The sequence below is a fragment of the Jejuia sp. G7-7 genome, from assembly GCF_055808955.1.
Map to the genome: position 1 here is coordinate 1,691,921 of NZ_JBVVSZ010000002.1, position 24,173 is coordinate 1,716,093.

Consider the following 24,173-nt stretch of genomic DNA (forward strand, 5'->3'; position numbering starts at 1 on the left):
AGAATTTTAAAAAACAATTAAGTTAATACGCTATTCTTTTTCTATGTTTTTGCTAGAGGATTAAATTATATTAAAATGAGAAATCAAAAAATGGCTTAATACCGCTAATTCTAAAATTTATCATAAATGTAGAATTGCCTCTTTTTTTATGTGCTTAATTTCGTTACTTTTGGCGACAATTAAAAATAAGACATATAACTATGAAATTAATTAAATTATCAATATTGGCAATTTTAGTAAGTTTTGCTTCATGTCAAAAAAATCCAGGAGCAGTTTCTAAAGATGCATTAAAAACTGAAATAGACTCAGTAAGTTATGCAATTGGTATGGATGTTGGAAATAGCGTTGGTGCTAACTTTGAAGATATCAATAACGATTTGTTTATGGCAGGTTATCTAAATACAGTTGATTCTTCTACTGTGTTAATGGATAAAACAGCAGCTTCAGGATTAGTACAAGCATACTTTCAAAAGAATCGTGAAAAAATCATGAAGAGACAGCAAGAATTAGCTGCAAAAGAAGCTGAAAAGAAATTTGCACCAATTAAGGAGGAAGGCGAAAAATTCTTAAAAGAAAACGTTGCTAACGAAGGAGTAATGACTACAGATAGTGGATTGCAATACATTGTACTTAAAGAAGGTGATGGTGCAAAACCAACTCCAGCTGATAAAGTTAAAGTGCATTACCATGGTACATTAATTGATGGAACTGTTTTTGATAGCTCTGTAGATAGAGGTACACCAGCTGAGTTTGGTGTAACTCAAGTTATTTCAGGATGGACAGAAGGTTTACAATTAATGTCTGTTGGTTCTAAATATAAATTCTTTGTACCTCAGGAATTAGCTTACGGAGCAACACCAAGAGGTGGTTCTATCAAACCATTTTCTATGTTAATTTTTGAAGTAGAATTATTAGATATAGTAAAATAAAAATAGAATTCTCTAAATATTAAAAAACAGGAAGTATATAATGCTTCCTGTTTTTTTTGTTTAAAAAAGTTACACTAATCCTTAAGATTGTAACTTTGCACTATTAAAGACGTAATCAACATGAATCATAAAGCAGGTTTTGTAAATATAATTGGTAACCCTAATGTTGGGAAATCTACATTAATGAATGCTTTTGTAGGTGAAAAATTGTCTATTATCACTTCAAAAGCACAAACTACAAGACATAGAATTTTAGGGATAGTAAATGGAGAGAATTTTCAGGTTGTTTTAAGTGATACACCCGGAATTATCAAGCCAGCATATGAATTACAGGCCTCTATGATGGATTTTGTGAAATCTGCTTTCGAGGATGCCGATATTTTAATTTACATGGTTGAAATTGGTGAGCAAGCTTTAAAAGATGAAAACTTCTTCAAGAAAATAACTAATTCTAAAATTCCTGTTTTACTGCTTTTAAATAAAATAGATACCTCTAATCAAGAACAATTAGAAAGTCAAGTGCAACTTTGGACAGAGAAAGTACCAAATGCAGAGATTTTTCCAATATCTGCTTTAGAAGGATTTAATGTAAAAGAAGTTTTTAATCGTATTATTGATCTATTACCAAAGTCGCCTCCGTTTTACCCTAAAGATCAATTAACTGATAAACCAGAACGCTTTTTTATCAACGAAAAAATAAGAGAAAAGATTTTACTTCATTACAAAAAGAAATTCCATATGCTGTTGAAATAGAAACTGAAGAATTTTTTGAAGAAGAGAATATTATCAGAATTCGTTCGGTAATTATGGTAGAACGCGAAACCCAAAAAGGTATTATTATTGGTCATAAAGGTAGCGCCTTAAAACGAGTAGGAGTAGAGGCTAGAAAAGATTTAGAAATCTTCTTTGATAAAAAAATTCATTTGGAATTGTATGTTAAAGTAAATAAAAACTGGCGCAGTAATCAAAACCAGCTGAAACGTTTTGGTTACAATAAGAAGTAAATACTAACTTTAACTTTTTAATTTCGTAACGTTCGCTTTAATAACGAGTTTCATATTTGTTGATTAATTAATCAAACCAAAAAATATGGAATTCAAAAACACATTTAAATTATTTAGTATTGTTCTTTTAGGAACTTTAATCACATTAACATCTTGTGCCGAAGAAGGAGTGGATGGTAAAGATGGAGTAGACGGTGTCGATGGGACAGATGGACAAGATGGTATCGATGGACAGGACGGTAAAGATGGACAGGATGTTACATTTTTCGCAACCGCTGCCAAAATTAATTATGGAGATGGAGTACCTGAAATTTCAGCGTATGATGCTGTAACCAAAACTATTTTTTCTACCAATGCTGAAGCAAAAGAGGTGGAGGTTGTGGATATTTCTAATCTTGACAACCCGCAAGTTAAAGTAGCAATTGATATTACTGCTTATGGCGGAAATGTTAATAGTGTTGCTTGTAAAAATGGTTATTTAGCTATTGCTATCGAAGCTGCAACTAAAACAAATGATGGGAAAGTTGTTATTTTTAAAACTGACGATTTAACAACACCATATGCGCAAATTACTGCTGGTGCTCTGCCAGATATGGTTGCTTTTACACCAGATGCTAAATATATTATAGCTGCTAATGAAGGAGAACCTAATGATGATTATACTATAGACCCAAAAGGTTCTATAACCTTAATTGAAGTAGAAACTAAAACTGCAACTCAAATTTATTTTGACAGTTTTAATACTCAAGAAGCAACTCTAGAAGCTAAAGGGTTTAGAGTTTTTGGCCCTGGAGCAGATTTAAATAAAGATGTTGAGCCAGAATATGTTACTGTATCCTCTGATTCTAAGACAGCATACATTGCCTTACAGGAAAATAATGGTATTGCAAAATTGGACATAACTTCCAAGACCATTACAGATATTTATCCATTAGGTACCAAAGATTATTCTGAAATTCTTTTCGATGTTAGTGATAAAGACGATATGGTTGGAAACTTAAACAACTGGCCAGTTTTGAGTTTTTATCAACCAGACGCTATAGATTATTTTGAAGTAAACGGTATGGGTTATATTATAACTGCCAATGAAGGAGATGCTAGGGATTATGATGGGTATTCTGAAGAAGAAAGAGTTGAAGATTTAACCTTAGATGCAACAGCATATCCCAATGCTACAGAATTGCAAAAAAAGGAAAACTTAGGGCGTTTAAAAATTACAACTGCAAATGGCGATACGGATAATGACGGGGATATCGATCAAATTTATGGTTTTGGTGCGCGTTCATTTTCCATTTGGAGTACTTCAGGTGAGTTAATGTTCGATTCGGGTAACGAATTTACGTTTAAAGGGCTTTTTGATTTTGGAAATTATCCAGAAAACAGATCAGACGATAAAGGTTCAGAGCCAGAGGCTGTTACTACTTTTGTAGAGGAGGATAATACCTATGCAGTAATAGGTTTGGAAAGAAGTGGGGATGTGTTGGTTTATAATGTGAATGATATCTATAATCCAGTTTTTATCCAAAGACTTAGAAATACATCTCCTGAGGGACTATTGGTAATCGAGGCAACTGATAGTCCTAATGGAAGAATCTTATTGGTGGTGTCAAACGAGTTTCCTGTTGATGCTACATTGAATATCTATTCAAAGTAAAAGTATATTATGAATTAATTTCAAAACCAGAGTAATTAAATATGCTTTGTTTTTTGATAATAGCAAAACTTAATGATACCTTCTTGATTAGTAAATCAATATTTGTACATCTCTACAAATTTAGTTGAATTTGAGTTAGTTAGTTTAAAAGCTTCGGTTGTACCTATTTTAACTGGAGCTTTTTGTATTAATGGTGTTTTCCATAACCTCATGGAGTTGCATCATTTCTTTTTTACTAGAATCTCTACCAATTCTTCCGGCAAAATACAACCCAAACCAAATAACAATCATTAAAACCATCAGGCTTAATTGAATGGCATAATCATTTTTTAAACTCCAATTGGTATATGCCCAAATACCAAAAGCAATAAAAAGTGAAGCTACTATAAAGTGAAAGAACATAAACATAGTCCAAACTGTTGGATTTGGACCAAATAGGCCATGAAGTAAACTAGAGTCTTCATTAACTTCATCAATTTCCAAATGCAATTGTGGCGACCAAAAATGTTGCTCTTTCTTTGGGTATTTAATAAAAACGTGATTGTCCAATCTTGTTACATTAAAATCAGATTGCGATGTTTTTAAATCCTCAAAACGTTTTAAAATTGACGCATTATTTTCGTTTAATTCAATCTTAAAACGAGGTCTTAATACAATATCATTTTTACTAGGCATGTCTTTAATATTTACTTAGTTAAATTACTATTTTTTCTCCAATACTAAATTTTGAATACATCTAAACAAATTTCAAACTCATTTTCGCTTAAAAACAAAAAGTCAAGATGAGTTTACTACCTTTGCAGACAATTTTAAGATTATGAGTAATATAGTAGCCATTGTAGGAAGACCAAATGTTGGGAAATCAACGTTTTTTAACCGTTTAATACAAAAACGAGAAGCAATTGTTGATGCTGTAAGTGGGGTTACAAGAGACCGCCATTATGGTAAAACCGATTGGAATGGTAGAGAGTTTTCATTAATTGATACAGGTGGGTACGTTAAGGGTAGCGACGATGTTTTTGAAGCTGAAATTGATAAACAAGTTGAGTTGGCTATCGATGAAGCAGATGCTATAATTTTTATGGTTGATGTTGAAACAGGTGTAACAGGAATGGATGAAGATGTTGCTAAATTACTTCGAAAAGTTTCTAAACCTGTTTTTTTAGTAGTTAACAAAGTAGATAACGGTAAGCGTGCTGAAGATGCTGTAGAGTTTTATGCATTAGGTTTAGGCGATTATTACACCGTGGCAAGTATTAACGGTAGTGGAACGGGAGAGCTTTTAGATGCTTTAGTTGAAGCACTTCCAGAAAAGGAAGAAGTTATTGAAGAGGATTTACCAAGGTTTGCCGTAGTGGGAAGACCTAACGCAGGTAAATCGTCATTTATAAATGCGCTTATTGGCGAAGATAGATATATTGTAACCGATATAGCCGGCACAACCAGAGATTCCATAGATACTAAATACAACCGTTTTGGTTTTGAATTCAATTTAGTTGACACCGCAGGAATTAGAAGAAAATCTAAAGTAAAAGAAGATTTAGAATTTTATTCTGTAATGCGAAGTGTTCGTGCTATTGAATATAGTGACGTGTGTTTGTTAGTTTTAGATGCAAATAGAGGTTTTGACGGACAAGTTCAAAATATTTTTTGGTTAGCTGAGCGTAACAAAAAAGGTATAGTAGTTTTAGTTAATAAATGGGATCTAGTTGAAAAAGACCATAAATCTGTAAAAGAGTTTGAAAAAGCGATTAAAAAGCAAATGGAACCTTTTACAGACGTGCCAGTTGTTTTTATTTCAGCATTAACCAAACAGCGTATTTTTAAAGCAATTGAAACAGCGGTTGAAGTGTATAAAAATCGTTCAAAAAAGATAAAAACTAGTAAGTTAAATGACGTGTTGTTGCCACTTATAGAACATTATCCGCCACCAGCATATAAAGGTAAATTTGTAAAAATTAAATACATTATGCAATTACCTACACCAACACCACAATTTGCATTTTTCTGTAATTTACCACAGTATGTACAAGATTCTTATAAACGTTATTTAGAAAATAAATTACGTGATAATTTTGGATTTACTGGAGTACCTATTAGTGTTTATATGCGTAAGAAGTAGTTGTGAGTAAGAAACGTATCATTCTATTAATTATAGTATTATCTCTTTTAGGGCTTTATTTTATTTGGACGTTTATGTTAAGTTTGAATAAAGAAGTTACAGGTGCTTTTCAAATTATGAATGAAAAGCTAATTGAAAGTAATAGAATTGCAAGTACAAGATTAGATTCGCTCAAAACAGTTGCTAGAAATACAAATTATTCAGATAAAGTATTAGCTCTTGATACAATTTCTACCAATTTAATCAATCATATTGCTTCATTGAAACAGGAACTGGCATCCAATATTAGTGATCCAACCAATTATAGTGAAATGGATAATTCGTCTAAGGCAGATGAATTATTTTTTAGTGATAATGGCTATTCTGAAAAAGGAAAGGTATTTGTTAAAAATATTGATGACTATCAAATTGAAGTAGAAAAACTATTTCAAAATGAATTTCCTGAAATTAAAAAACATATTGCCAATAAGTTCAACAAACGCAAAGATATTGATGATTGGTTGGTCTATAATTTTAAAGGATTTCCTTTAGTTGCTACTTTGACTAAACTTACACAGATACAAGCAGATATTAAACAGGTTGAAAAAGAAATTTTACTGTCTATTTTGGAAAATTCTAATAACTAAGAATTTTACCAACCCCCCGAAGCACCGCCACCACCAAAGCCACCACCACCGAAGCCGCCGCCAAAACCGCCACCGCCTCCAGAAGACCATCCTCCACCTCCAGAGCTTCCTCCCCAACTGGAAGAGCCTCTTCGGTAATTTCCGCGCCCCATGTTGCTTAAAATAATGGCTTCTAATAAATCTGAGCTATTAGATCTGTCACCTCTATTTCTACCACCTCCACCTCGACGATTTTTAGAAATTGAGATGAGTATAATGATAAAAATAAATATCATAAAAAAACAACACCGATTGGGAAGTCATTGTTGTTTGATTGTCGCGAGCCTTTGTATTCGCCATTCATTACTTCAAAAATAGCATCAGCCCCTCTATTTAGTCCGCCGTAATAATCATTCTGTTTAAAATAAGGGATAATGTCGCGTTCTATAATGCGTTTAGACATGGCGTCGGTTAACAAGTGCTCTACACCGTAGCCTGTGTTTATAGCAATGCGTCTGTCATCTCGTGCTAATAATATAAGAATACCATTATCTTCTTTAGCTTGGCCAATTCCCCATTTCTGACCCCATTTGGCACCTAGATAATTAATGTTTTCACCTTTGGTGGAAGGAATTATGGTAACTACAATTTGAGTTGATGTAGTATCTGAATATTTTATCAGTTTTTGCTCTAATCCCTTTTTTTGAGAAGCGTTTAATAAATTATAATAATCATAAACACTTGTCTGGAAGCTTGGTTTTTCCGGAATTTGATACTGCGCAAAAGAAAAGCTAAAAGAAAAAAGTGCAAGCAGTACAGCAAAAAGTACTTTTTGTAAGTTAATCTGCGATTTAAGACTGAAAACTGAAAACTGCATACTAAAAACCTATCCTTTTGAAATCTCGTTAGTTAACTCATTCTTATCTAAATCAGAATAGGGAAAGTGTTTTTTGAGTTGCTCACCAGATTTTAAGATACCTTCTACCAAGCCTTGTTTAAAATTTCCATTTTTAAAATGAGACTGTATGATATCTTTAGTGCTGTTCCAAAAGTTAGTTCCTACCACTTTATTGATACCTTCGTCTCCATAAATCACAAAATTTTTGTCTTCTACCGCAACATAAATCAATACAGCATTTTGGAGTTTTGTGTTGTCCATTTTTAAAGTGTGAAACAATTCTAAAGCCCTATTGGGAGCAGCTTTGTTGGACGTTTTTTCAATATGCACTCTGATTTCCCCTGATGTATTTAATTCTGCTATACGAATAGCTTCAACAATTTCTTGTTCTTCATCAGTAGTAAGAAAATCTTCAATTTTGTTAGACATCGAAATGCGTTTTCTTATCTAATGTTACTTAAAATCGAAATTAACATCAGGAGCTTTTTCTGAACCTGCTTCAGCTTCAAAATATGCTTTTTTATCAAATCCCATTATACTAGCAAATAGATTATTTGGAAATGACCTTACAACTTCATTGTATGGTTTTACAGCTTCATTAAAACGGTCTCGCACCACATTAATCCTGTTTTCAGTACCTTCTAATTGCGATTGTAATTCCAAAAAGTTTTTATTTGCCTTCAATTCTGGATAACGCTCAACAGTAACTAATAAACTTTTTAAAGCACCGGATAAACCACCCTGAACTTCATTAAATTTAGCCAATTGTTCTGGAGTAATGTTAGATGGGTCAATATTTACAGAAGTAGCTTTTGCTCTAGCATTTATAACGGCTTCAAGAGTTCCCTTTTCATAATCGGCTGCACCTTTAACTGTACTTACTAGATTGTCGATTAAGTCTGCACGTCTTTGATAAGAACTTTCTACTTTACCCCAAGCTTCTGAGACGTCTTCATCTAATCCAACCATCGAATTGTAGCTTTTAATTCCAAAAAGTGCTAAAATAGCGATAATTATAATTGGTATAATCCATTTTTTCATGATAATAGTTTTAATAAAATGTTAGTGTTATTTGTTAGACTCAAAACTTACAAAAAAGTTACTTTTTTAAGTATTTTAAAATTAAAGATGTTCTTTTATCTTAATTAATTGACTTTTAATATCCTCTAATTTACTTACAATTTCAAAATTACTTAAAGCTTCCTGCTTTTCTTCTTTTAAGTGAATTTTTGCACCTTCTAAAGTAAAGCCACGTTCTTTAACTAAATGATAAATAAACTTAAGGTTTTTAATGTCTTCTGGAGTGAATTTTCTATTGCCTTTGGCATTTTTTTTAGGCTTAAGTACATCAAATTCCTTTTCCCAAAAACGAATTAAAGAGGTGTTTACACCAAATGCCTTGGCAACTTCGCCAATACCGTAATATCTTTTTTCTGGTAAGTCTATATGCATTAATCGAGGGATTGATTTTCTAAAGTCGCGTGCTCTAAAAGCTTACTAAATTCTTCTGAAGTTAAACTTCCGTAATAGAAATTTATTGGATTAATTCGTTCTCCGTTTTTAAATATTTCGTAGTGTAAATGTGGTGCTTCAGAACGCCCGGTACTACCTACAAAGCCTATTAAATCGCCCCGTTTTACCTTTTGGTTTTTTCTAACGTTATACTTGTATAAATGCGCATACAAACTTATGTAACCAAAGCCATGATCGATTCTAATGTGTTTTCCATAACCACTAGAGCCAGAGTCTGCACGCACTACAACACCATCGCCACTAGCATAAACTGGTGTGCCTCTAGGGGCTGTAAAATCCATGCCTCGGTGCATTTTTCTTGCTTTGGTAAACGGATCGGTTCGCATACCGTAACCAGAAGCCATTCGTGTTAAGTCTTCATTACTAACAGGTTGTATGGCAGGTATTGCTGTAAGGAGTTTTTCCTTTTCTTCGGCTAAAACAGTAATCTCATCTAGAGATTTAGATTGTACTACTATTTGCTTTTGCAACACATCTAATCTTTTACTTGTATTAACTATCAAAGATGTGTTGTCATACCCCTCGAGGTTTTTATAGCGATTTATACCACCAAAACCAGCACGTCTTTGCTCTTCAGGTATTGGGTTTGCTTCAAAATAAACTCTATAAATATTATTGTCTCTATCTTCTATATTAGCCAAAACAGTTTCGGCTTCTTGCATTTTTTTATTTAGTAAGTCAAATTGCAATTGCATGTTGGTCAGTTCTCTTTTAAGCGCTTTCTCATTAGGCGATTCAAAATAATGACCAGCAATAAAAACAAATATAAAAGCAAAAAGGGCTGAGGCTAACAAAAAGACAGAAATAAACTTAAACGTATTTCGTTTTTTGCGCTCAATTTTTCGGTAAGAAAGCGATACAGGATCGTAATAATATTTTACCTTACTCATTAGTTAAATTATACTATTTTTGCAGCTAATAAAATTCAATATTAAATATTGACTTTTATGCTAAACGATTAAAGGCTTCTAAATATTTTAATCTTTATATGAATACCAATAAAAATTAGGTTTATAGATATAAAAAATAAAATTGGAGAGTAAATATAAAGATTGTTTTGCAAATACTATAATTTAAAGAATAAGAGAATATTTTAATACATGAAATCTCAAGACGTAAGATCTAAATTTTTAAGTTTTTTTGAAGATAAAAAACATAGCATTGTGGCGTCTGCACCAATGGTTTTAAAAGACGATCCAACACTTATGTTTGTTAACGCAGGCATGGTACCTTTTAAAGAATATTTTTTAGGAAATGGTACACCCAAAAATAATCGAATTGCCGATTCTCAAAAATGTTTACGTGTTTCTGGAAAGCATAACGATTTGGAAGAAGTTGGTTACGATACATACCATCATACCCTTTTTGAAATGTTGGGGAATTGGAGTTTTGGAGATTACTTTAAGAAAGAAGCTATTGCTTGGGCTTGGGAGTTGTTAACTGAAGTTTACGGGATAGATAAAAATATTTTGTACGTTACTGTTTTTGAAGGAAGTGATGATGCTGATGATTTAGAAATGGATACGGAAGCTTATGACATTTGGAAGCAGTATATTTCTGAAGACCGAATTTTAAAAGGCAATAAAAAGGATAATTTTTGGGAAATGGGGGATCAAGGACCATGTGGACCTTGTAGTGAAATACATGTTGATATTCGCTCTGCGGAAGAAAAATCCAAAGTTTCTGGTAAGGATTTGGTTAATGAAGATCATCCACAAGTGGTTGAAATTTGGAATTTGGTATTCATGCAATACAACCGTAAAGCCAATGGTTCACTTGAAAATTTACCGAATAAACATATTGATACAGGTATGGGGTTTGAAAGGCTTTGTATGGTATTACAAGGTGTTCAGTCTAATTATGATACTGATGTTTTTACACCAATAATTCGTGAAATTGAGACGATTACCAATAAAAACTATGGTAAAGATGAGAAAGTTGATATTGCTATTCGTGTAATTTCAGATCATGTTCGTGCTGTTGCATTTTCAATTGCAGATGGCCAATTACCAAGTAATACTGGTGCTGGGTATGTTATTAGAAGAATTTTGCGTCGTGCGGTGCGTTATGGCTTCACATTTTTAGATAAAAAAGAACCTTTCATTTATAGATTAGTTGATGTATTGAGTAAAAGAATAGGAAAAGCATTTCCTGAATTGAAAGCTCAAAAGCAATTGATTGAAAATGTAATTAAAGAAGAAGAACAGTCGTTTTTAAGAACTTTGGATAAAGGAATTGAGATGCTTGAGCAATACATGGGTGTCAATAAATTAGTAAGAGAAAAAATGATTACTTTGAATAAGGTTGATAAAGTAGTTTCCGGAACAACTGCATTCGAATTGTACGATACATATGGTTTTCCTCTAGACTTAACGCAACTTATTGCAAAAGAGAATGATTTTGAAATTGATGTTGAAGGCTTTAAAAGTTTAATGGAGAGACAAAAAAATCGTTCCCGAGCTGCAAGTGAAATGTCTACAGATGATTGGACAATTTTAGTTGATGATGTAGAGGAAGAGTTTGTAGGCTATGACACTTTGGAGGCCAACGTAAAACTAACACGATACAGAAAAGTGACTTCTAAAAAAGATGGAGATATGTATCAATTGGTATTTAATTTAACACCGTTTTACCCCGAAGGTGGAGGACAAGTAGGTGATAAAGGCTATTTAGAAGATGCTCATGGTGACGTGGTTTATATTTTAGATACAAAAAAGGAAAACAACGTTATTATTCATTTGGCTAAGAATTTGCCAAAGCATATTAATGAATCGTTTAAAGCAGTTGTGGATTCAAAACAACGACACAGAACCGAATGTAACCATACTGCAACACACCTATTGCATCAAGCATTGCGTGAAGTTTTAGGAACTCATGTGGAGCAAAAAGGATCTGCAGTACATTCAAAATATTTACGTTTCGATTTTTCTCATTTTTCTAAACTAACAGTTGAAGAATTAAGAGATGTTGAAAATTTTGTAAACCGAAGAATTGATGGTAAGCTCCCGTTAATTGAAAAAAGAAATATTCCCAAAGAAGAGGCCATTGCTGAAGGTGCTATGAGCTTATTTGGTGAAAAATACGGTGATACAGTTCGTGCCATCCGATTTGGAAAATCCATAGAGCTTTGTGGTGGTACACATGTTAAAAACACTTCTGATATATGGCATTTTAAAATAGTTTCGGAAGGCGCAGTTGCTTCTGGTATTAGAAGAATCGAGGCGATTACTAATGATGCTGTAAAAGATTTCTATTTTGAAAATAACAGAGCTTATTTTGAAATGCGAGATTTATTAAATAATGCAAAAGAACCAGTAAAAGCATTACAAAATCTTCAAGAAGAAAACACAAGCCTAAAAAAGCAAGTTGAAGTTTTACTTAAAGACAAAGCTAAAAACATAAAAGGCGAACTTAAAAACGAATTGCAGGACATTAATGGTGTTCAGTTTTTAGCAAAAAAGCTAGATTTAGATGCTGGAGGTTTAAAAGATGTCGCTTTTGAATTGGGAAGTCAGTTTGATAATCTATTTTTACTATTTGCTACAGAGCAAAACGGTAAAGCTTTATTATCATGCTATATCTCAAAAGAATTGGTAGCTAGTAAAGGTTTAAATGCAGGACAAGTAGTTCGTGAACTTGGTAAATACATCCAAGGTGGTGGTGGTGGACAGCCATTTTTTGCTACTGCTGGGGGGAAGAATCCTGCTGGGATTGATGAGGCTTTGTTGAAGGCGCATGGGTATTTGAAATAGTGTTGCTGAATAAATGGTCTCGCAAAGGCGCAGAGTCGCAAAGGATTTTAGCTAAAAATGAAATTGCTTGGACAGTTGTTTATAAATGTCGCTTGAAAGCAAGAGTGCTTGAAATAGTCTCGAAAAGTAGTTAAAGACACAAAGGCTCATGGATGAAAATGAAATTTCTAAAATAATAGTCGATAAATGTTACCAAATTCATGTAGCACTTGGTCCTGGGTTATTGGAATCTGTATATGAAGAAGTTCTTTATTATGAGCTTACTCAAGAAGGCTTAAATGTAAAACGCCAGCAGAATCTGCCAGTATTTTATAAAGACTTAGTTATGAATGTTGGCTTTCGGGCAGATTTAATAGTTGAAAATAAAGTGATTATTGAGTTGAAATCGGTTGAAAGAATAGCACCAGTTCATCAAAAACAATTGCTAACTTATTTAAAAATCACAGATTTGAAATTAGGGTTACTTATTAACTTCAATCGAGTATTAATAAAAAATGGCATCACAAGAATTGTAAATAAATTATAAAATAAATTACCTTATTTTAAAATTAAGCAGAAACTCTTTGCGACTTCGCGCCTTTGCGAGAAATATTTGCAAGATTAATTATGAAACTTCAAACGAAAATATCATTAAAAAAACAGTCTAAAAATAAAATAGACTACACATCTAGCATCCTTTTAATTGGTTCTTGTTTTTCAGAAAACATTGGAAATAAACTCGATTATTTCAAGTTTCAAAATCTGCAAAACCCATTCGGGATATTGTTCCATCCAAAAGCTATAGAAATATTAATTACAAATGCAATTGAAGGAAAATATTATACTAAAAAAGATGTTTTTCTTCATAATGAACAATGGCATTGTTTTGATGCACATTCAAAATTAAGTAATGTTTCAAAAGACCACTTAATAAATCAACTAAATACACAAATTGATTTAACAGCTTCAAAATTAAAAACAGCATCTCATATTATTATCACTTTAGGGACTGCTTGGGTATATAGTGATGTAAATACCGATAGTATTGTTGCAAATTGCCATAAAGTATCCCAAAAACAATTTAAAAAAGAGTTGTTGTCAGTTGAAGCTATTTCAAATGCATTACAAAGTATTTCAGATTTAATAAAAGGTATAAATCCCAATTCATCATTAATTTTTACAGTTTCTCCAGTACGCCATATAAAAGATGGATTTGTAGAAAACACACAAAGTAAATCACATCTAATTTCAGCTATCCATCAGTTCTTAAATCAAAAACCGTTAGTCGTTAATCATAATTCATTTTATTTTCCATCTTATGAAATCATGATGGATGAACTTCGTGATTATCGTTTTTATAAGGAAGATATGATTCATCCCAATCAATTAGCTGTTAATTATATATGGGAAAAGTTTAAAACTGTTTGGATTTCTGATAAATCTTTTAATGTTATGGATGAAGTAGATGCAATTCAAAAAGGGCTTGAGCATAAGCCTTTTAATGCAAATTCTTTAGAACACAAAAAATTTCTTCAATCTCTAGATGTTAAAATTAAGAATGTTAAAGCACATTATCATCATATAGAATTTTAGTTTTTTTTATTACTTTTATTACAATTATATTAATGCGCTAGACATGAATCATATTTTAAAGTTTACATCGTTATTCATGATAATAATAGTTTTATCATGTTCAAATGATGACTCTAACTCAGAAAATTATTTTTTTATAGCTGAAGTTGATAATGTAAGTTTTGTTGCAAATGATCTTAAGGCTTTTCATCAAACAAATAGATTAACAGTATCTGGAAAAGATATAACTAGAGATAAAGCAATAAGTGTTAATCTTAGAAATTATAAAGGTGTTGGTGTTTATTATGTTGGAGATTCAAAAAATAATGAGAGTCATTTGAATTACGTTTTGACTGATGGGAATTTAATTGTAGACTCTTGGAGTGTTAATAAAACAACACCGTCTTTAGGGGAAAACTTTCATCAAATTGGTATTGTTGATATAACCTATGATGATGGTAAAACTGTAGAAGGCACTTTTTCTTTTGAAGCGTTTAACTACTCCAGTATCCAACAAATTACTTCGGTTACTAATGGTAAATTTAAGATTGAAGCCGATTTCTAAATCTAAGAACACTTCTTTTTTCAGTATTTCAAATCATTTTATAGTAAGTGAATAATTAATATACGTAATTCATCGTATTGATTCCACTTCTCTTTTGTTGCAGTTTTGTTGAACTATTAATCAATAAAAATATCAACAATGAGAAATTTAAAACAAATTATGTTATTCGTAATGGTGGGATCATTACTAACATTATCATCATGTTCTAAAGACGATGACAATTCAGAAACAGGAGGAGGAGATGAGTTCTTATCTGCAAAAATTGATGGAGCAGACTTTGCCGCTTCAACAGATTTAGCATCACTAGTAGGTGCTTCAAAGGCCAGTAGTGCTGTAGGGGATGTGCTAAACGTTCAAGGCAGTACAAATAGTGGAGATTATATTAGGTTTAATATAATTGGCTATAACGGAAATGGTACCTATAAAACAGGAGATAATCTTCAGAATAATAATTCAATTTCATACGGCAAAATTAGCCCTTTAGTAGCTTGGACAAGTAGTGGTATCATAGCTTTAGGCGAGCCTTCTGCTACGGGAACTATAACAATAACATCAGACGATGGTTCTACAGTAGAGGGTAGTTTTTCTTTTAAAGGCTATAATCCGGATGATAAGTCAACAAAAACATTTTCAGAAGGAAAATTTAAAGCATCAATAGATAAGTAACCAACCTTAAACTATCACATTGTGCTCTTAAATGATGTGATAGTTTTTTAAACAAATTCAACAATGAGAAATTTAAAATTATTTGTTTTTCTATTAGCAGGATCGCTAATGTTAAACGCACAAAAAGCAGAAACACCAGACCAGAATTATGATTTGGGAGCTAAAATAGGAGAAATGACCATTACAGATGGAGGTACAGTAATTGTTACTACCAATGATGGCTTAGCAGCAATAAAACCAGGACAGGAAGGCTTGCTATTCAATTTTACAGACTACGGAAAAATAAACCCAGAAACAGAATTAGAGATTGTTTCAGGAGCACCTTATGTAATTGTGAGTAAGGCCGGTTTTGGTGTAGGGCTTGTAAAGAAAAGATCTATAATTGATTATATGTCTGGTAAAACAATTTTTAATGCTGAAGAAAATAGATGGAAATCTATAAGTCGAACTAAATTGTTATTATCTCAAAATAGACTTATGGTAACAGGGCAGCGAAAAGTTGGTATGTTGTTTCCTCAGGCTTTAGCAATATACGATTTGGCTTCAGGTAAAGAATTGAGTCAATATATTTTTAAGGGAACCAAAGCAGTAATGGGAACACCTCTAGTGCTTTCAGATGGGATTATTATTCCAACAACTAAAGGTTTAATGAAGGTTGATATGGATTCAGGGAAAGTTATTTGGGAGAATGAGCTAAAAAATATTGGCTGGATGGTTGCTGATAAAACAGAAAAAGAAATTTACGCTTTCGCGGAAACTGCAAATAGAAAAAATACAAAAATCTTCAAAATCGGGGCTAATGGTGCATCTACTTGGTCAGAAGAGCGAAAAGTAAAAGGTCAAATATCTAATTTTGAAATTGTACCACAAGGTATTGCTGTTGTTAGTGATGTAGCGCCTTCTGCAAATAAAGGTATTGGGAAATTAGCTGCTGCAAAAGCAGAATCTAGAATTACTATGTTTAGTGCGTCTAATGGTGCAGATCTTTGGGAAAAAGCTCCTAAAACTAAAGGTTATGTCCAGCATTTTTATATTATGGATGATGGTATTCTCTTCGGAATTAGAGAAGGAGGTATTAATAAAGTAGCTTATGATGGTACTACCTTATTTAAAAAGCCCTTAAAAACTGGAGAAAATATTTTGACTATGGCAACAACACCTCAAGGGTTGATTTATATTACTTCAGAAGATGCAAATATTGTTAATCTAAATACAGGAGATCAAATATGGAAAAAGCCTCTCAAGTTTAAAAGGGCAAAAAGGGTAAGTTCTGATTATGATGCAAAAAGTGATAAATATTTAATTCTTGCAGACGAAAAACTATTTAGTATAGATGCTAACTCAGGCACTTCAGAATTATTGATTGAAGCAGATTTTGATGGAAAAGAAGATCCAACAGATATAGAAGTTAGAGATACTGGAATATTATTATCATCAGATCAAAATATGATGCTTTTAGATAGGGATGGTGAGGAAAAATGGCATGAGTATAAAAGAGCACCAGGAAAAAGTGCTTTAGGAGCAGCCTTGGCTGGAGCTATGGCATTAGCTACGGCAGCTGCATCAGCTTCTGCAGCTTATGAAGCTGGTGGAGAGCGTAATTATATTGGTCAGTACACAGCAAGAGGAGAGCGTTTAAATAATTTAGCTCAAGGAATGGCTAATGCTTCTGGTGCATCTGTAGCTGAAATGTTAAAACGATTTACGGCTACATCAGCTACAAAAAACGCACAATTTGTTTTAACAAAACTAGACGATGGTGTTGGCTTAATGAAATTAAATAAAGATACAGGAGCTGTAGAAAAGGAAATTTTATTAAAAGATAAGAAGCCAGAATATGAAGTTGATGAGTTTGGAGGCATGTTATATTACAGACCAAATGACAAAACTATTTATGCCTACGACCTTAAAAATAAATCTTGTTGTTGAGATTTGTTGATTGGGCGTGGTAATTTAATTATTGCGCTTAATCTTTTTTTCTAACATTTGGTCGAAAATTTAACTAACATATCACTTTTAATTGTAGATTTAAAATGCTATTAATCAGTTCATACAGAAAACATCAGTCGCTTGCTTCGTTAGAAAACATAAGTGATTGGTGTTTTTTATTTTTCATCATTAAGGTTTTGATAAATTTTTTAAAAATTTAAAAATGGACTGGAAGCTATTTGTTGATGTTTTATTGAAAGTTCTTTTTTTATTTTATTACTGGCTATTACATACACCATCATTAATACAATAAAAATAAAAAAGGAAGGAAAAGAATCTGTGATTACACTTCAAAACAGATTAAACTCTGAGAAGTTAATTTTTAATCCTAAAATAGAGAAGGCGAAAATTATAAATAATCTCAATTCACAACTCTTAAAAACTAACTTCAAAATTATAAAAGAATTACTTTCATTGCAAAAACTTATATTTGAGAGTAAGTCTCAATAAAATATAAAGTTTTTTAGTTTTTTTAAAGGTTATTTATGAAGGGTTGTGTTTATATTTTTTCTCTTTTTATGTGGTTTATACTCATATTCTCAACAAAAAGTCAAAATGCTCAATGATTCAGCAATGGCTATTTACAAGTCAGATCCAAATAGAGCTATAGAAATCCTAGAGCGCTGTTTAGAATTAAACAAAAGTCAAAATGAAGAATATGCTGTTTCTAAAAATTACTTAGGTATTATTTATAGAGACTTAGGTGAATTCGAGAAATCCAAAAAACTATCCGAAGAGGCGCTTTCTATCGCTAAAGATTCTTCATCTATAGCAAGTGCTTACAATAATATAGGAGCGGTTAATAGACAAATAGGGCTTTTTGAAGATGCATTACAATATTACCTTAAAGCTTTGGCTATTTATGAAGCTCAGAATTTTGATGAACGTATAGCTATTACATTAGATAATATGGGGGTAGTTTATAATGCTTTGGGTTTTGTAGATAAAGCTATAAAATACCATTTAGAGGCTAAAGAAATTTTTGAGAAAGTTAATGATAAAAAAGGCATATCAAAGGTTTATAACAATATAGCCATGATATATGCTAATGATGGAGAATTAGAAAAAGCCAAGAGCTATTTTAAATATTCCTTAGATATAGAAGAAGAACTAAATGACAGAAAAGGTATAGCTGAATCTGCGAATAATATGGGTGCGGTTTATTATTACCTCAAAGAAATCGATTCTGCCCTTTATTATTTTAATGAATCTGTTAGAGTCGAGAAATCAATAGGTAATCATGTAGGAGTGGGTGAGAGTTATAACAATATAGCTCAAGTTTTAATTGAAAACAAAAGAGTTTCTGAAGCTAAAACTTATATAGATAGTGCCTTTTTTTATGCTAAAGGAGCTAAAGCGGTTTATAATATTGAAACAGCTCTTTTAAATTATTCAGATTATTACTCAGCAAAAGGAAACGATAAATCTGCTTTTGAATATTACAAAGAATATACTAAACTTAGAGATAGTACACTCAATATTGAAACTAATAGTAAAATTGCAGAATTAGAAGTAGAATATCAAACAGAAAAAAAGAAAAAGAAATTCTTACGCAACGTGCAGAAATAGCCGAAAAGGAATTAAACTTAAATAAAAAAAACACTCAGTTAATAGGTTTAAGCTTAGTTGCTCTACTGTTAACTATTTTAGGTTATCTACTTTACAATCAACAAAAATTAAAAAACCGTCAACTTCAAAAAGAAAAAGAATTAAGTGAGGCTCTAGTTAAAATAGAAACCCAGAATAGATTGCAAGAGCAGCGTTTAAGAATTTCAAGAGATTTACACGATAATATTGGTGCACAATTAACTTTTATTATTTCTTCAGTCGAAAATTTACAATATGGTTTTAAAATTAAGAATGATAAGTTAAATAGTAAACTACTAGGCATTAGTGCATTTACAAAAGAAACTATTTATGAGTTGCGTGATACCATTTGGGCAATGAATAAGAATGAGATTTCATTGGATGATTTAGAAGTTCGTATTTCAAATTTTGTTAAAAAAGCCAATATTCATTCAGAAAATACAAGCTTTAAATTTGAAGCTGATGAATCGATACCAGACACGATTAAATTCACTTCGGTTGAAGGAATGAATATTTACAGAATAGTTCAAGAAGCGATTAATAATGCTATTAAATATTCAGAAGCTAAAGATATTTCTGTGCAAATAAGCCAAAAAGATGAGGTGCTTTTAGTTGCCATTAATGACGATGGGAAGGGTTTTATCAAAGATGAAGTTAAACTTGGAAATGGGCTTAATAACATGAAAAAAAGAGCTCAAGAAATTGGCGCAGAATTTAATATAGAATCTAAAATAGAATCAGGAACATCTATAAAGTTAAACATAGATTTAAACTAATTTTTAAGAGAGTTGTAATTAATATGTTTCATTTTAAAAACATCATTTATTTGTTTTTTTGCTTGAATATTACTTGGTGCCTTTTAGCTCAGAGTAATTCAAAAATTAATGTGCTTCAAAATGATTTTAATGAATTTACAGTTTCAAAACATTATACCTACAATAGCAATACAAATGCGCGAGATATTCAAGGGGTTTTAGAAAATGAGACCCTTTTTAAATTTGAAGAAAAATCGTTTTTAAATTCTGGGATATTTAATTCCTATAATTGGTCAAAAATTAGGGTTTGCAATAATTCTAAAGAGTCCGATTTTATTTTTGAATTCAACCAAACTTACATTGATTCTCTAGAATTTTACATCGTAAAAGGTAGAAAGATAATTAAAGCCTTTCCTAAAAAGGGAATGTATTTTGAAACTAATAATAATCCTTCATACTTGGCTAATAAGTATGCTTATACTTACCCAGTTAACATCCCTAAAAATGATACAGTAAGTTTTTATATTAATGCTGTGGTAAATGATGGCGCTTTTAGAGCTATGAATAAAATATGGACAACTTCTGGATATCAGCAAAGAGAAAAAGATATTAAAATTAGGAGTTCATATCTTATATTCTTTGGAGGTTTTACGGTTTTAGTGGTTATAATTTCTATTGCCATGTTCTTTTTTCGAGACAACGCTTGTACATATACTATGCAGGTTTTGTAACAGTTATCTTCTTGAATCTTTTAGGTTTACGCTATTTTGTGTCTCCCATTCATTTTGAGAAATACCTGTTTTTTGGAAATAATTTTTTAGAAATGTTTACGCTATTACAAGCCTTTTTTGTGATGCAGTATTTAAAGTATTTCTTTTCAATTAAAACCTATTACCCAAAGTTGTTTGTAGTTATAGAACGCGCGGCTTTATTTACTCTAGTATTTTTTATTGCAGCCTTGTTTTTAAGACAATTCGAATGGTTTTATGCGGTATCTTATTATTCTGCTAAGTTATTATTGCTAATAGTAACAGTCGGTTTTTATACCATTGCCATTAAGCTCTGTTTTAAAAAGGAAATAATGGCATATTATTTCGTAATCGCCTATTTTCCATTAATGTTTGTTGTGGTTCATTATATATTAACCGCTTTGAAATTAACTTCAGGTTATAGTCCATTAGAGTGGGAGTTTGTTATCTTTTTTGAGATTTTCGTGTTAACAATAGCAATGGCACATCGCTATTATTTATTAATTCAAGAAAATATTGCTTACCAGAAAAAACTATATGAACAGCGTTTAAAAATCTCAAGAGATTTGCATGATAATATTGGAGCACAACTCACTTTTATTATTTCTTCAATAGAAAATTTACCTTACGGTTTTAATATTACCAATGAAAAACTGACTAGCAAGTTACAGAGTATAAGTGCTTTTACTAAATCTACCATTTACGAGCTTCGAGATACTATTTGGGCTATGAATAAGAGTAAAATATCTTTGGAAGATTTGCAAGTTAGAATTTCAAATTTTGTTGAAAAGGCTAACGCACATTCTGAACGAACAACGTTTACATTTAATGTTGGTACATCAATTTCGAAAACAATTGAATTTAGTTCTATAAAAGGGATGAATATGTATCGCATCATTCAAGAAGCTATAAATAATGCATTTAAATATGCCGAAGCAACCCAAGTAACCGTTAGTATTTCAAATATTAATTCTGAACTTTTGGTAGTTATAGAAGATAATGGAAAGGGGTTTGATTTTCAAACTATTGAGAGAGGAAATGGCTTAAATAATATGAAAAAACGAGCCAAAGATATTGGTGCTATGTTAGAAATTGAAAGTGAATTGAATAAAGGCACATCTGTAAAACTCACATCTACTGTTTAAAACTACGATACTTTACGTATTGAATTTGAGATAAAGAATGCCGATTTTTACGTAGATTTATAAAACATATGAATATTAAAACTGCCATAGTAGACGATAATTCTTTTTTAATAACAGCAGTAAAAGAGAAATTGTCATTTTTGAAGATATTAATGTGAAGTTTTCTGCAATAAATGGTTCCGATTTATTGGATCAGTTAGAAGATAATCACAATCTAGATATTATTTTAATGGATATTGAAATGCCGGTTTTAAATGGTATAGAAACTACCGAAGTTGTCAAACAAAAATATCCGCATATTAAAATCATAATGTTGACGGTTTTTGATAACGATGAGAATATTTTCAATGCTATAAAAGCTGGAGCTGATGGTTATTTACTAAAAGAAGTAAACCCTAAAGATTTACATGATGGTATTATTGAAACCCTAAACGGTGGTGCGGCAATGAATCCTTCAATTGCAATGAAAACGCTTAAATTACTACGAAATCCTATTCAAATTCAAAGTCCGCAAGATAAAGAAGATATCACGTTAACAAATAGAGAAACCGAAGTTTTAGAACATTTAAGCAAAGGATTGAGTTACAATGCCATTGCAGATAACTTAATTTTGTCAACAGGAACTATCAGAAAGCATATCGAGAATATTTATAAAAAACTACAAGTACATAATAAGCTAGAAGCTGTCCAAAAAGCAAAAAAGAATAACTTAATTTAAACTAGGTTTAACTTTAAAGTAACATAGTAAATACAGAAAGTTTATACATTTGTAGTGTTAGTATAGTTGATTAATTACATTGGTTTAGACTTCTTATGTCGAAGGAAACTGATGTTTTTTTGCGCTAAATTTAGCATATTAATACGCTGTTGTCTTAAATTATTTCTAAATTAGTACATGCGAAAAATTCTATTCGGTGTTATAATTACACTTGTAGTTCTATTTACTTTCAAATATTGTGGAGATAAGCATGAAGATAAAATTGTGCTTCAAGAAAGTTCAGCCTTAATTCAACAACAAATTAATAATGTTGGAAAACTGATTGTTACCGAAGGTCATTTTAGCGAGGTATTCAATTACAAAAACTCAAAAGATATATTTGGTGATTTAATTTCTGTTAAAAAGAAAGCACTTGTTGTTGTAAATGCTGAAGTTACTATTGCTTATGATTTAAGTAAAATTGAGTATAATGTAGATGAAGCAAGTAAAACTTTAACGATTGTTAGTATTCCTGAAGAAGAAATAAAGATTAATCCAGATTTGGAATATTATGATGTGCAAGCTGATTATTTAAATCCGTTTGAAGCTGATGATTATAACGATATAAAGAAAACAGTAAAACAATCTTTAACAAAAAAGATAGAAGCTTCAGATTTAAAATCGAATGCAAAAAATAGATTGATTAGCGAATTAGCTAAATTTTATATCCTCACAAATTCTTTGGGTTGGACGTTGCAATACAATGAAACCCCAATTGGAAATCAGGAAGATTTACAACATATTAAACTATAAGTTTCTGTAAATCTCCAATACCACCACCATTAATAGCTTCAATCTTATAAAACTTTAAAAGTTTTGCTGCTCTAGCAGATCTAACACCACTTTTACAATGTGCAATGATAGGTTTATTCATTTTTTTAATGGCATCAACATGGTTTTTTAAATCACTTAGTGGGATGTGAATTGCATTTGGTAAATGCCCTTCGTTCCATTCGCGCTCTGTTCTTACATCAAGAATTACAGCATCACGGTTTAAAAATTCTTTGATATTTTGAGCTTTATTTTTGAATAACCGACTTAAAATCCCCATACTTTATTTTTCATTAAAATTAATCATTATTTAAACAAAAGGGCAATTTTAAAGCATACAATTCCGTAAATTTTTGTGTATATTCATCCCTTAATAACAATCGTTTTTATGCAGCCTTACGTTACACTTACTATTGAAAATAGTGTCGGATTTATAGAGTTTTTTCATCCCAATAGAAACTCTATGCCAAGTGATACTTTATCAAAACTAGAACAAACTATTATTGATGCGGGAACTAATGATGAAGTTAAAGTAATAGTTTTAAAAAGTGGTGGAGATAGAACTTTTTGTGCTGGAGCGAGTTTCAACGAAGTTATTGCCATAGAAGATGAAACTACAGGAAAAGCCTTCTTTTTAGGTTTTGCCAACGTTATTAACGCCATGCGAAAATGTCCAAAATTAATCATTGGTCGTGTTCAAGGAAAAACCGTTGGTGGTGGTATAGGTCTTGCAGCTGCAACCGATTATTGTTTGGCAACTAAATATGCTTCAATTCGTTTAAGCGAATTAAGTATAGGTATTGGTCCTTTTGTAATTGAGCCAGTAGTATCTCGTAAAATTGGTAAAATTGCCATGTCTCAAATGACGATTGATGCTGAAACTTTTTTCTACTCAATTTGCAAAAGAAAAAGGTTTATATGCTGATGTTTTTGATACGGTTGAAGCGTTAGATTATGCTGTAAAATCTTTGGCCGAAAAATTAGCAAGTTACAATCCTGAAGCACTCAAGGAAATAAAAAAAGTGTTTTGGACAGGCACGGACGATTGGGATACGCTTTTAGAAGAACGCGCTGAAATGAGTGGGAAATTGGTGTTGAGTGAATTTACTAAGAATACTTTGAAGCGGTTTAGATAGTAATT

The 24,173-nt window shown here is 31.6% G+C and carries 22 protein-coding genes and 3 pseudogenes; 18 read left to right on the forward strand and 7 right to left on the reverse strand.

Annotated elements, in window-relative coordinates:
• Positions 1 to 200: 200 nt before the first annotated feature.
• The 3 genes and pseudogenes from AC0L5U_RS17980 to AC0L5U_RS17990 all read left to right on the forward strand — a co-directional run bounded on the left by AC0L5U_RS17980 (position 201) and on the right by AC0L5U_RS17990 (position 3,587).
• Positions 201 to 929 carry an FKBP-type peptidyl-prolyl cis-trans isomerase gene (locus tag AC0L5U_RS17980; RefSeq protein ID WP_473417815.1) on the forward strand — a complete coding sequence of 243 codons (729 nt, stop codon included), beginning with the start codon at positions 201 to 203 and terminating at the stop codon, positions 927 to 929.
• A gap of 120 nt (positions 930 to 1,049) precedes the next feature.
• Positions 1,050 to 1,933: pseudogene (gene era / locus AC0L5U_RS17985) on the forward strand (GTPase Era).
• A gap of 85 nt (positions 1,934 to 2,018) precedes the next feature.
• On the forward strand, positions 2,019 to 3,587 hold the full coding sequence (locus AC0L5U_RS17990) for a choice-of-anchor I family protein (RefSeq protein WP_473417816.1): 1,569 nt from the start codon (positions 2,019 to 2,021) through the stop codon (positions 3,585 to 3,587).
• A gap of 168 nt (positions 3,588 to 3,755) precedes the next feature.
• On the opposite strand, the gene AC0L5U_RS17995 is transcribed toward AC0L5U_RS17990, so the two are convergent.
• Entirely contained in the window at positions 3,756 to 4,262 is a 507-nt protein-coding gene (locus tag AC0L5U_RS17995) for a GTP-binding protein (protein WP_473417817.1), read from the reverse strand.
• Positions 4,263 to 4,404: 142 nt separating this feature from the next.
• Here AC0L5U_RS17995 and der point away from each other — a divergent pair, with 142 nt between their 5' ends.
• On the forward strand, positions 4,405 to 5,709 hold the full coding sequence (der, locus tag AC0L5U_RS18000) for a ribosome biogenesis GTPase Der (protein ID WP_473417818.1): 1,305 nt from the start codon (positions 4,405 to 4,407) through the stop codon (positions 5,707 to 5,709).
• 2 nt (positions 5,710 to 5,711) lie between these two features.
• Positions 5,712 to 6,335, forward strand: coding sequence for a hypothetical protein (locus AC0L5U_RS18005; RefSeq protein WP_473417819.1), 624 nt, complete (start codon positions 5,712 to 5,714; stop codon positions 6,333 to 6,335).
• 5 nt (positions 6,336 to 6,340) lie between these two features.
• Here AC0L5U_RS18005 and AC0L5U_RS18010 read toward each other — a convergent pair.
• The 5 genes and pseudogenes from AC0L5U_RS18010 to AC0L5U_RS18030 all read right to left on the reverse strand — a co-directional run bounded on the left by AC0L5U_RS18010 (position 6,341) and on the right by AC0L5U_RS18030 (position 9,635).
• Positions 6,341 to 7,191 (reverse strand): annotated as a pseudogene (locus AC0L5U_RS18010) (TPM domain-containing protein).
• A gap of 9 nt (positions 7,192 to 7,200) precedes the next feature.
• Entirely contained in the window at positions 7,201 to 7,641 is a 441-nt protein-coding gene (locus tag AC0L5U_RS18015) for a TPM domain-containing protein (RefSeq protein WP_473417820.1), read from the reverse strand.
• 24 nt (positions 7,642 to 7,665) lie between these two features.
• The gene (locus tag AC0L5U_RS18020) at positions 7,666 to 8,253 is read right to left on the reverse strand and encodes a LemA family protein (RefSeq protein WP_473417821.1); all 588 of its coding nucleotides are present in this window, start codon (positions 8,251 to 8,253) and stop codon (positions 7,666 to 7,668) included.
• A gap of 81 nt (positions 8,254 to 8,334) precedes the next feature.
• A complete protein-coding gene (locus tag AC0L5U_RS18025; protein WP_473417822.1) occupies positions 8,335 to 8,664 on the reverse strand; it encodes a MerR family transcriptional regulator in 330 nt (109 codons plus the stop codon).
• Positions 8,664 to 9,635: a M23 family metallopeptidase gene (locus AC0L5U_RS18030; RefSeq protein ID WP_473417823.1), complete on the reverse strand. Its 972-nt coding sequence runs from the start codon at positions 9,633 to 9,635 to the stop codon at positions 8,664 to 8,666. Before AC0L5U_RS18030 ends, AC0L5U_RS18025 begins: the two co-directional genes overlap by 1 nt.
• A gap of 210 nt (positions 9,636 to 9,845) precedes the next feature.
• Between AC0L5U_RS18030 and alaS the strand changes: the two genes are divergently transcribed.
• From alaS to AC0L5U_RS18090, 12 genes are all read left to right on the forward strand, one after another.
• Positions 9,846 to 12,497 (forward strand): alanine--tRNA ligase, encoded by a 2,652-nt coding sequence (gene alaS, locus AC0L5U_RS18035; protein WP_473417824.1) that lies wholly within the window; start codon positions 9,846 to 9,848, stop codon positions 12,495 to 12,497.
• 148 nt (positions 12,498 to 12,645) lie between these two features.
• Positions 12,646 to 13,023 (forward strand): GxxExxY protein, encoded by a 378-nt coding sequence (locus AC0L5U_RS18040; RefSeq protein ID WP_473417825.1) that lies wholly within the window; start codon positions 12,646 to 12,648, stop codon positions 13,021 to 13,023.
• An 80-nt stretch (positions 13,024 to 13,103) separates the two neighbouring features.
• A complete protein-coding gene (locus AC0L5U_RS18045) occupies positions 13,104 to 14,069 on the forward strand; it encodes a GSCFA domain-containing protein (RefSeq protein WP_473417826.1) in 966 nt (321 codons plus the stop codon).
• A gap of 43 nt (positions 14,070 to 14,112) precedes the next feature.
• On the forward strand, positions 14,113 to 14,613 hold the full coding sequence (locus tag AC0L5U_RS18050) for a DUF6252 domain-containing protein (RefSeq protein ID WP_473417827.1): 501 nt from the start codon (positions 14,113 to 14,115) through the stop codon (positions 14,611 to 14,613).
• A 138-nt stretch (positions 14,614 to 14,751) separates the two neighbouring features.
• Entirely contained in the window at positions 14,752 to 15,279 is a 528-nt protein-coding gene (locus AC0L5U_RS18055) for a DUF6252 domain-containing protein (RefSeq protein ID WP_473417828.1), read from the forward strand.
• 63 nt (positions 15,280 to 15,342) lie between these two features.
• Positions 15,343 to 17,208: an outer membrane protein assembly factor BamB family protein gene (locus AC0L5U_RS18060; protein ID WP_473417829.1), complete on the forward strand. Its 1,866-nt coding sequence runs from the start codon at positions 15,343 to 15,345 to the stop codon at positions 17,206 to 17,208.
• Positions 17,209 to 17,823: 615 nt separating this feature from the next.
• The gene (locus AC0L5U_RS18065; RefSeq protein ID WP_473417830.1) at positions 17,824 to 18,837 is read left to right on the forward strand and encodes a tetratricopeptide repeat protein; all 1,014 of its coding nucleotides are present in this window, start codon (positions 17,824 to 17,826) and stop codon (positions 18,835 to 18,837) included.
• A 179-nt stretch (positions 18,838 to 19,016) separates the two neighbouring features.
• Positions 19,017 to 19,631 (forward strand): sensor histidine kinase, encoded by a 615-nt coding sequence (locus AC0L5U_RS18070; RefSeq protein ID WP_473417831.1) that lies wholly within the window; start codon positions 19,017 to 19,019, stop codon positions 19,629 to 19,631.
• Positions 19,632 to 19,681: 50 nt separating this feature from the next.
• Entirely contained in the window at positions 19,682 to 20,341 is a 660-nt protein-coding gene (locus tag AC0L5U_RS18075) for a 7TMR-DISMED2 domain-containing protein (protein ID WP_473417832.1), read from the forward strand.
• Positions 20,314 to 21,504, forward strand: a complete 1,191-nt coding sequence (locus AC0L5U_RS18080) for a sensor histidine kinase (RefSeq protein ID WP_473417833.1) — start codon at positions 20,314 to 20,316, stop codon at positions 21,502 to 21,504. Before AC0L5U_RS18075 ends, AC0L5U_RS18080 begins: the two co-directional genes overlap by 28 nt.
• A gap of 154 nt (positions 21,505 to 21,658) precedes the next feature.
• Positions 21,659 to 22,222 carry a response regulator gene (locus AC0L5U_RS18085; protein WP_473417834.1) on the forward strand — a complete coding sequence of 188 codons (564 nt, stop codon included), beginning with the start codon at positions 21,659 to 21,661 and terminating at the stop codon, positions 22,220 to 22,222.
• Positions 22,223 to 22,399: 177 nt separating this feature from the next.
• On the forward strand, positions 22,400 to 23,014 hold the full coding sequence (locus AC0L5U_RS18090; RefSeq protein ID WP_473417835.1) for a DUF4230 domain-containing protein: 615 nt from the start codon (positions 22,400 to 22,402) through the stop codon (positions 23,012 to 23,014).
• Here the strand turns inward: AC0L5U_RS18090 and AC0L5U_RS18095 are convergent.
• Positions 23,004 to 23,312 (reverse strand): rhodanese-like domain-containing protein, encoded by a 309-nt coding sequence (locus AC0L5U_RS18095; RefSeq protein WP_473417836.1) that lies wholly within the window; start codon positions 23,310 to 23,312, stop codon positions 23,004 to 23,006. The genes AC0L5U_RS18090 and AC0L5U_RS18095 overlap by 11 nt on opposite strands.
• Before the next feature lie 108 nt (positions 23,313 to 23,420).
• Here AC0L5U_RS18095 and AC0L5U_RS18100 point away from each other — a divergent pair.
• Positions 23,421 to 24,168, forward strand: a pseudogene (locus tag AC0L5U_RS18100) (enoyl-CoA hydratase/isomerase family protein).
• Positions 24,169 to 24,173 lie beyond the last annotated feature (5 nt).

What these genes read in the sequence shown, in the direction of transcription:
- AC0L5U_RS17980 (WP_473417815.1), top strand. Translation starts at nt 201, where the DNA reads ATGAAATTAATTAAATTATCAATATTGGCAATTTTAGTAAGTTTTGCT.
- AC0L5U_RS17990 (WP_473417816.1), top strand. Translation starts at nt 2,019, where the DNA reads ATGGAATTCAAAAACACATTTAAATTATTTAGTATTGTTCTTTTAGGA.
- AC0L5U_RS17995 (WP_473417817.1), bottom strand. Translation starts at nt 4,262, where the DNA reads ATGCCTAGTAAAAATGATATTGTATTAAGACCTCGTTTTAAGATTGAA.
- der (WP_473417818.1), top strand. Translation starts at nt 4,405, where the DNA reads ATGAGTAATATAGTAGCCATTGTAGGAAGACCAAATGTTGGGAAATCA.
- AC0L5U_RS18015 (WP_473417820.1), bottom strand. Translation starts at nt 7,641, where the DNA reads ATGTCTAACAAAATTGAAGATTTTCTTACTACTGATGAAGAACAAGAA.
- AC0L5U_RS18020 (WP_473417821.1), bottom strand. Translation starts at nt 8,253, where the DNA reads ATGAAAAAATGGATTATACCAATTATAATTATCGCTATTTTAGCACTT.
- AC0L5U_RS18025 (WP_473417822.1), bottom strand. Translation starts at nt 8,664, where the DNA reads ATGCATATAGACTTACCAGAAAAAAGATATTACGGTATTGGCGAAGTT.
- AC0L5U_RS18030 (WP_473417823.1), bottom strand. Translation starts at nt 9,635, where the DNA reads ATGAGTAAGGTAAAATATTATTACGATCCTGTATCGCTTTCTTACCGA.
- alaS (WP_473417824.1), top strand. Translation starts at nt 9,846, where the DNA reads ATGAAATCTCAAGACGTAAGATCTAAATTTTTAAGTTTTTTTGAAGAT.
- AC0L5U_RS18040 (WP_473417825.1), top strand. Translation starts at nt 12,646, where the DNA reads ATGGATGAAAATGAAATTTCTAAAATAATAGTCGATAAATGTTACCAA.
- AC0L5U_RS18045 (WP_473417826.1), top strand. Translation starts at nt 13,104, where the DNA reads ATGAAACTTCAAACGAAAATATCATTAAAAAAACAGTCTAAAAATAAA.
- AC0L5U_RS18050 (WP_473417827.1), top strand. Translation starts at nt 14,113, where the DNA reads ATGAATCATATTTTAAAGTTTACATCGTTATTCATGATAATAATAGTT.
- AC0L5U_RS18055 (WP_473417828.1), top strand. Translation starts at nt 14,752, where the DNA reads ATGAGAAATTTAAAACAAATTATGTTATTCGTAATGGTGGGATCATTA.
- AC0L5U_RS18060 (WP_473417829.1), top strand. Translation starts at nt 15,343, where the DNA reads ATGAGAAATTTAAAATTATTTGTTTTTCTATTAGCAGGATCGCTAATG.
- AC0L5U_RS18065 (WP_473417830.1), top strand. Translation starts at nt 17,824, where the DNA reads ATGCTCAATGATTCAGCAATGGCTATTTACAAGTCAGATCCAAATAGA.
- AC0L5U_RS18090 (WP_473417835.1), top strand. Translation starts at nt 22,400, where the DNA reads ATGCGAAAAATTCTATTCGGTGTTATAATTACACTTGTAGTTCTATTT.
- AC0L5U_RS18095 (WP_473417836.1), bottom strand. Translation starts at nt 23,312, where the DNA reads ATGGGGATTTTAAGTCGGTTATTCAAAAATAAAGCTCAAAATATCAAA.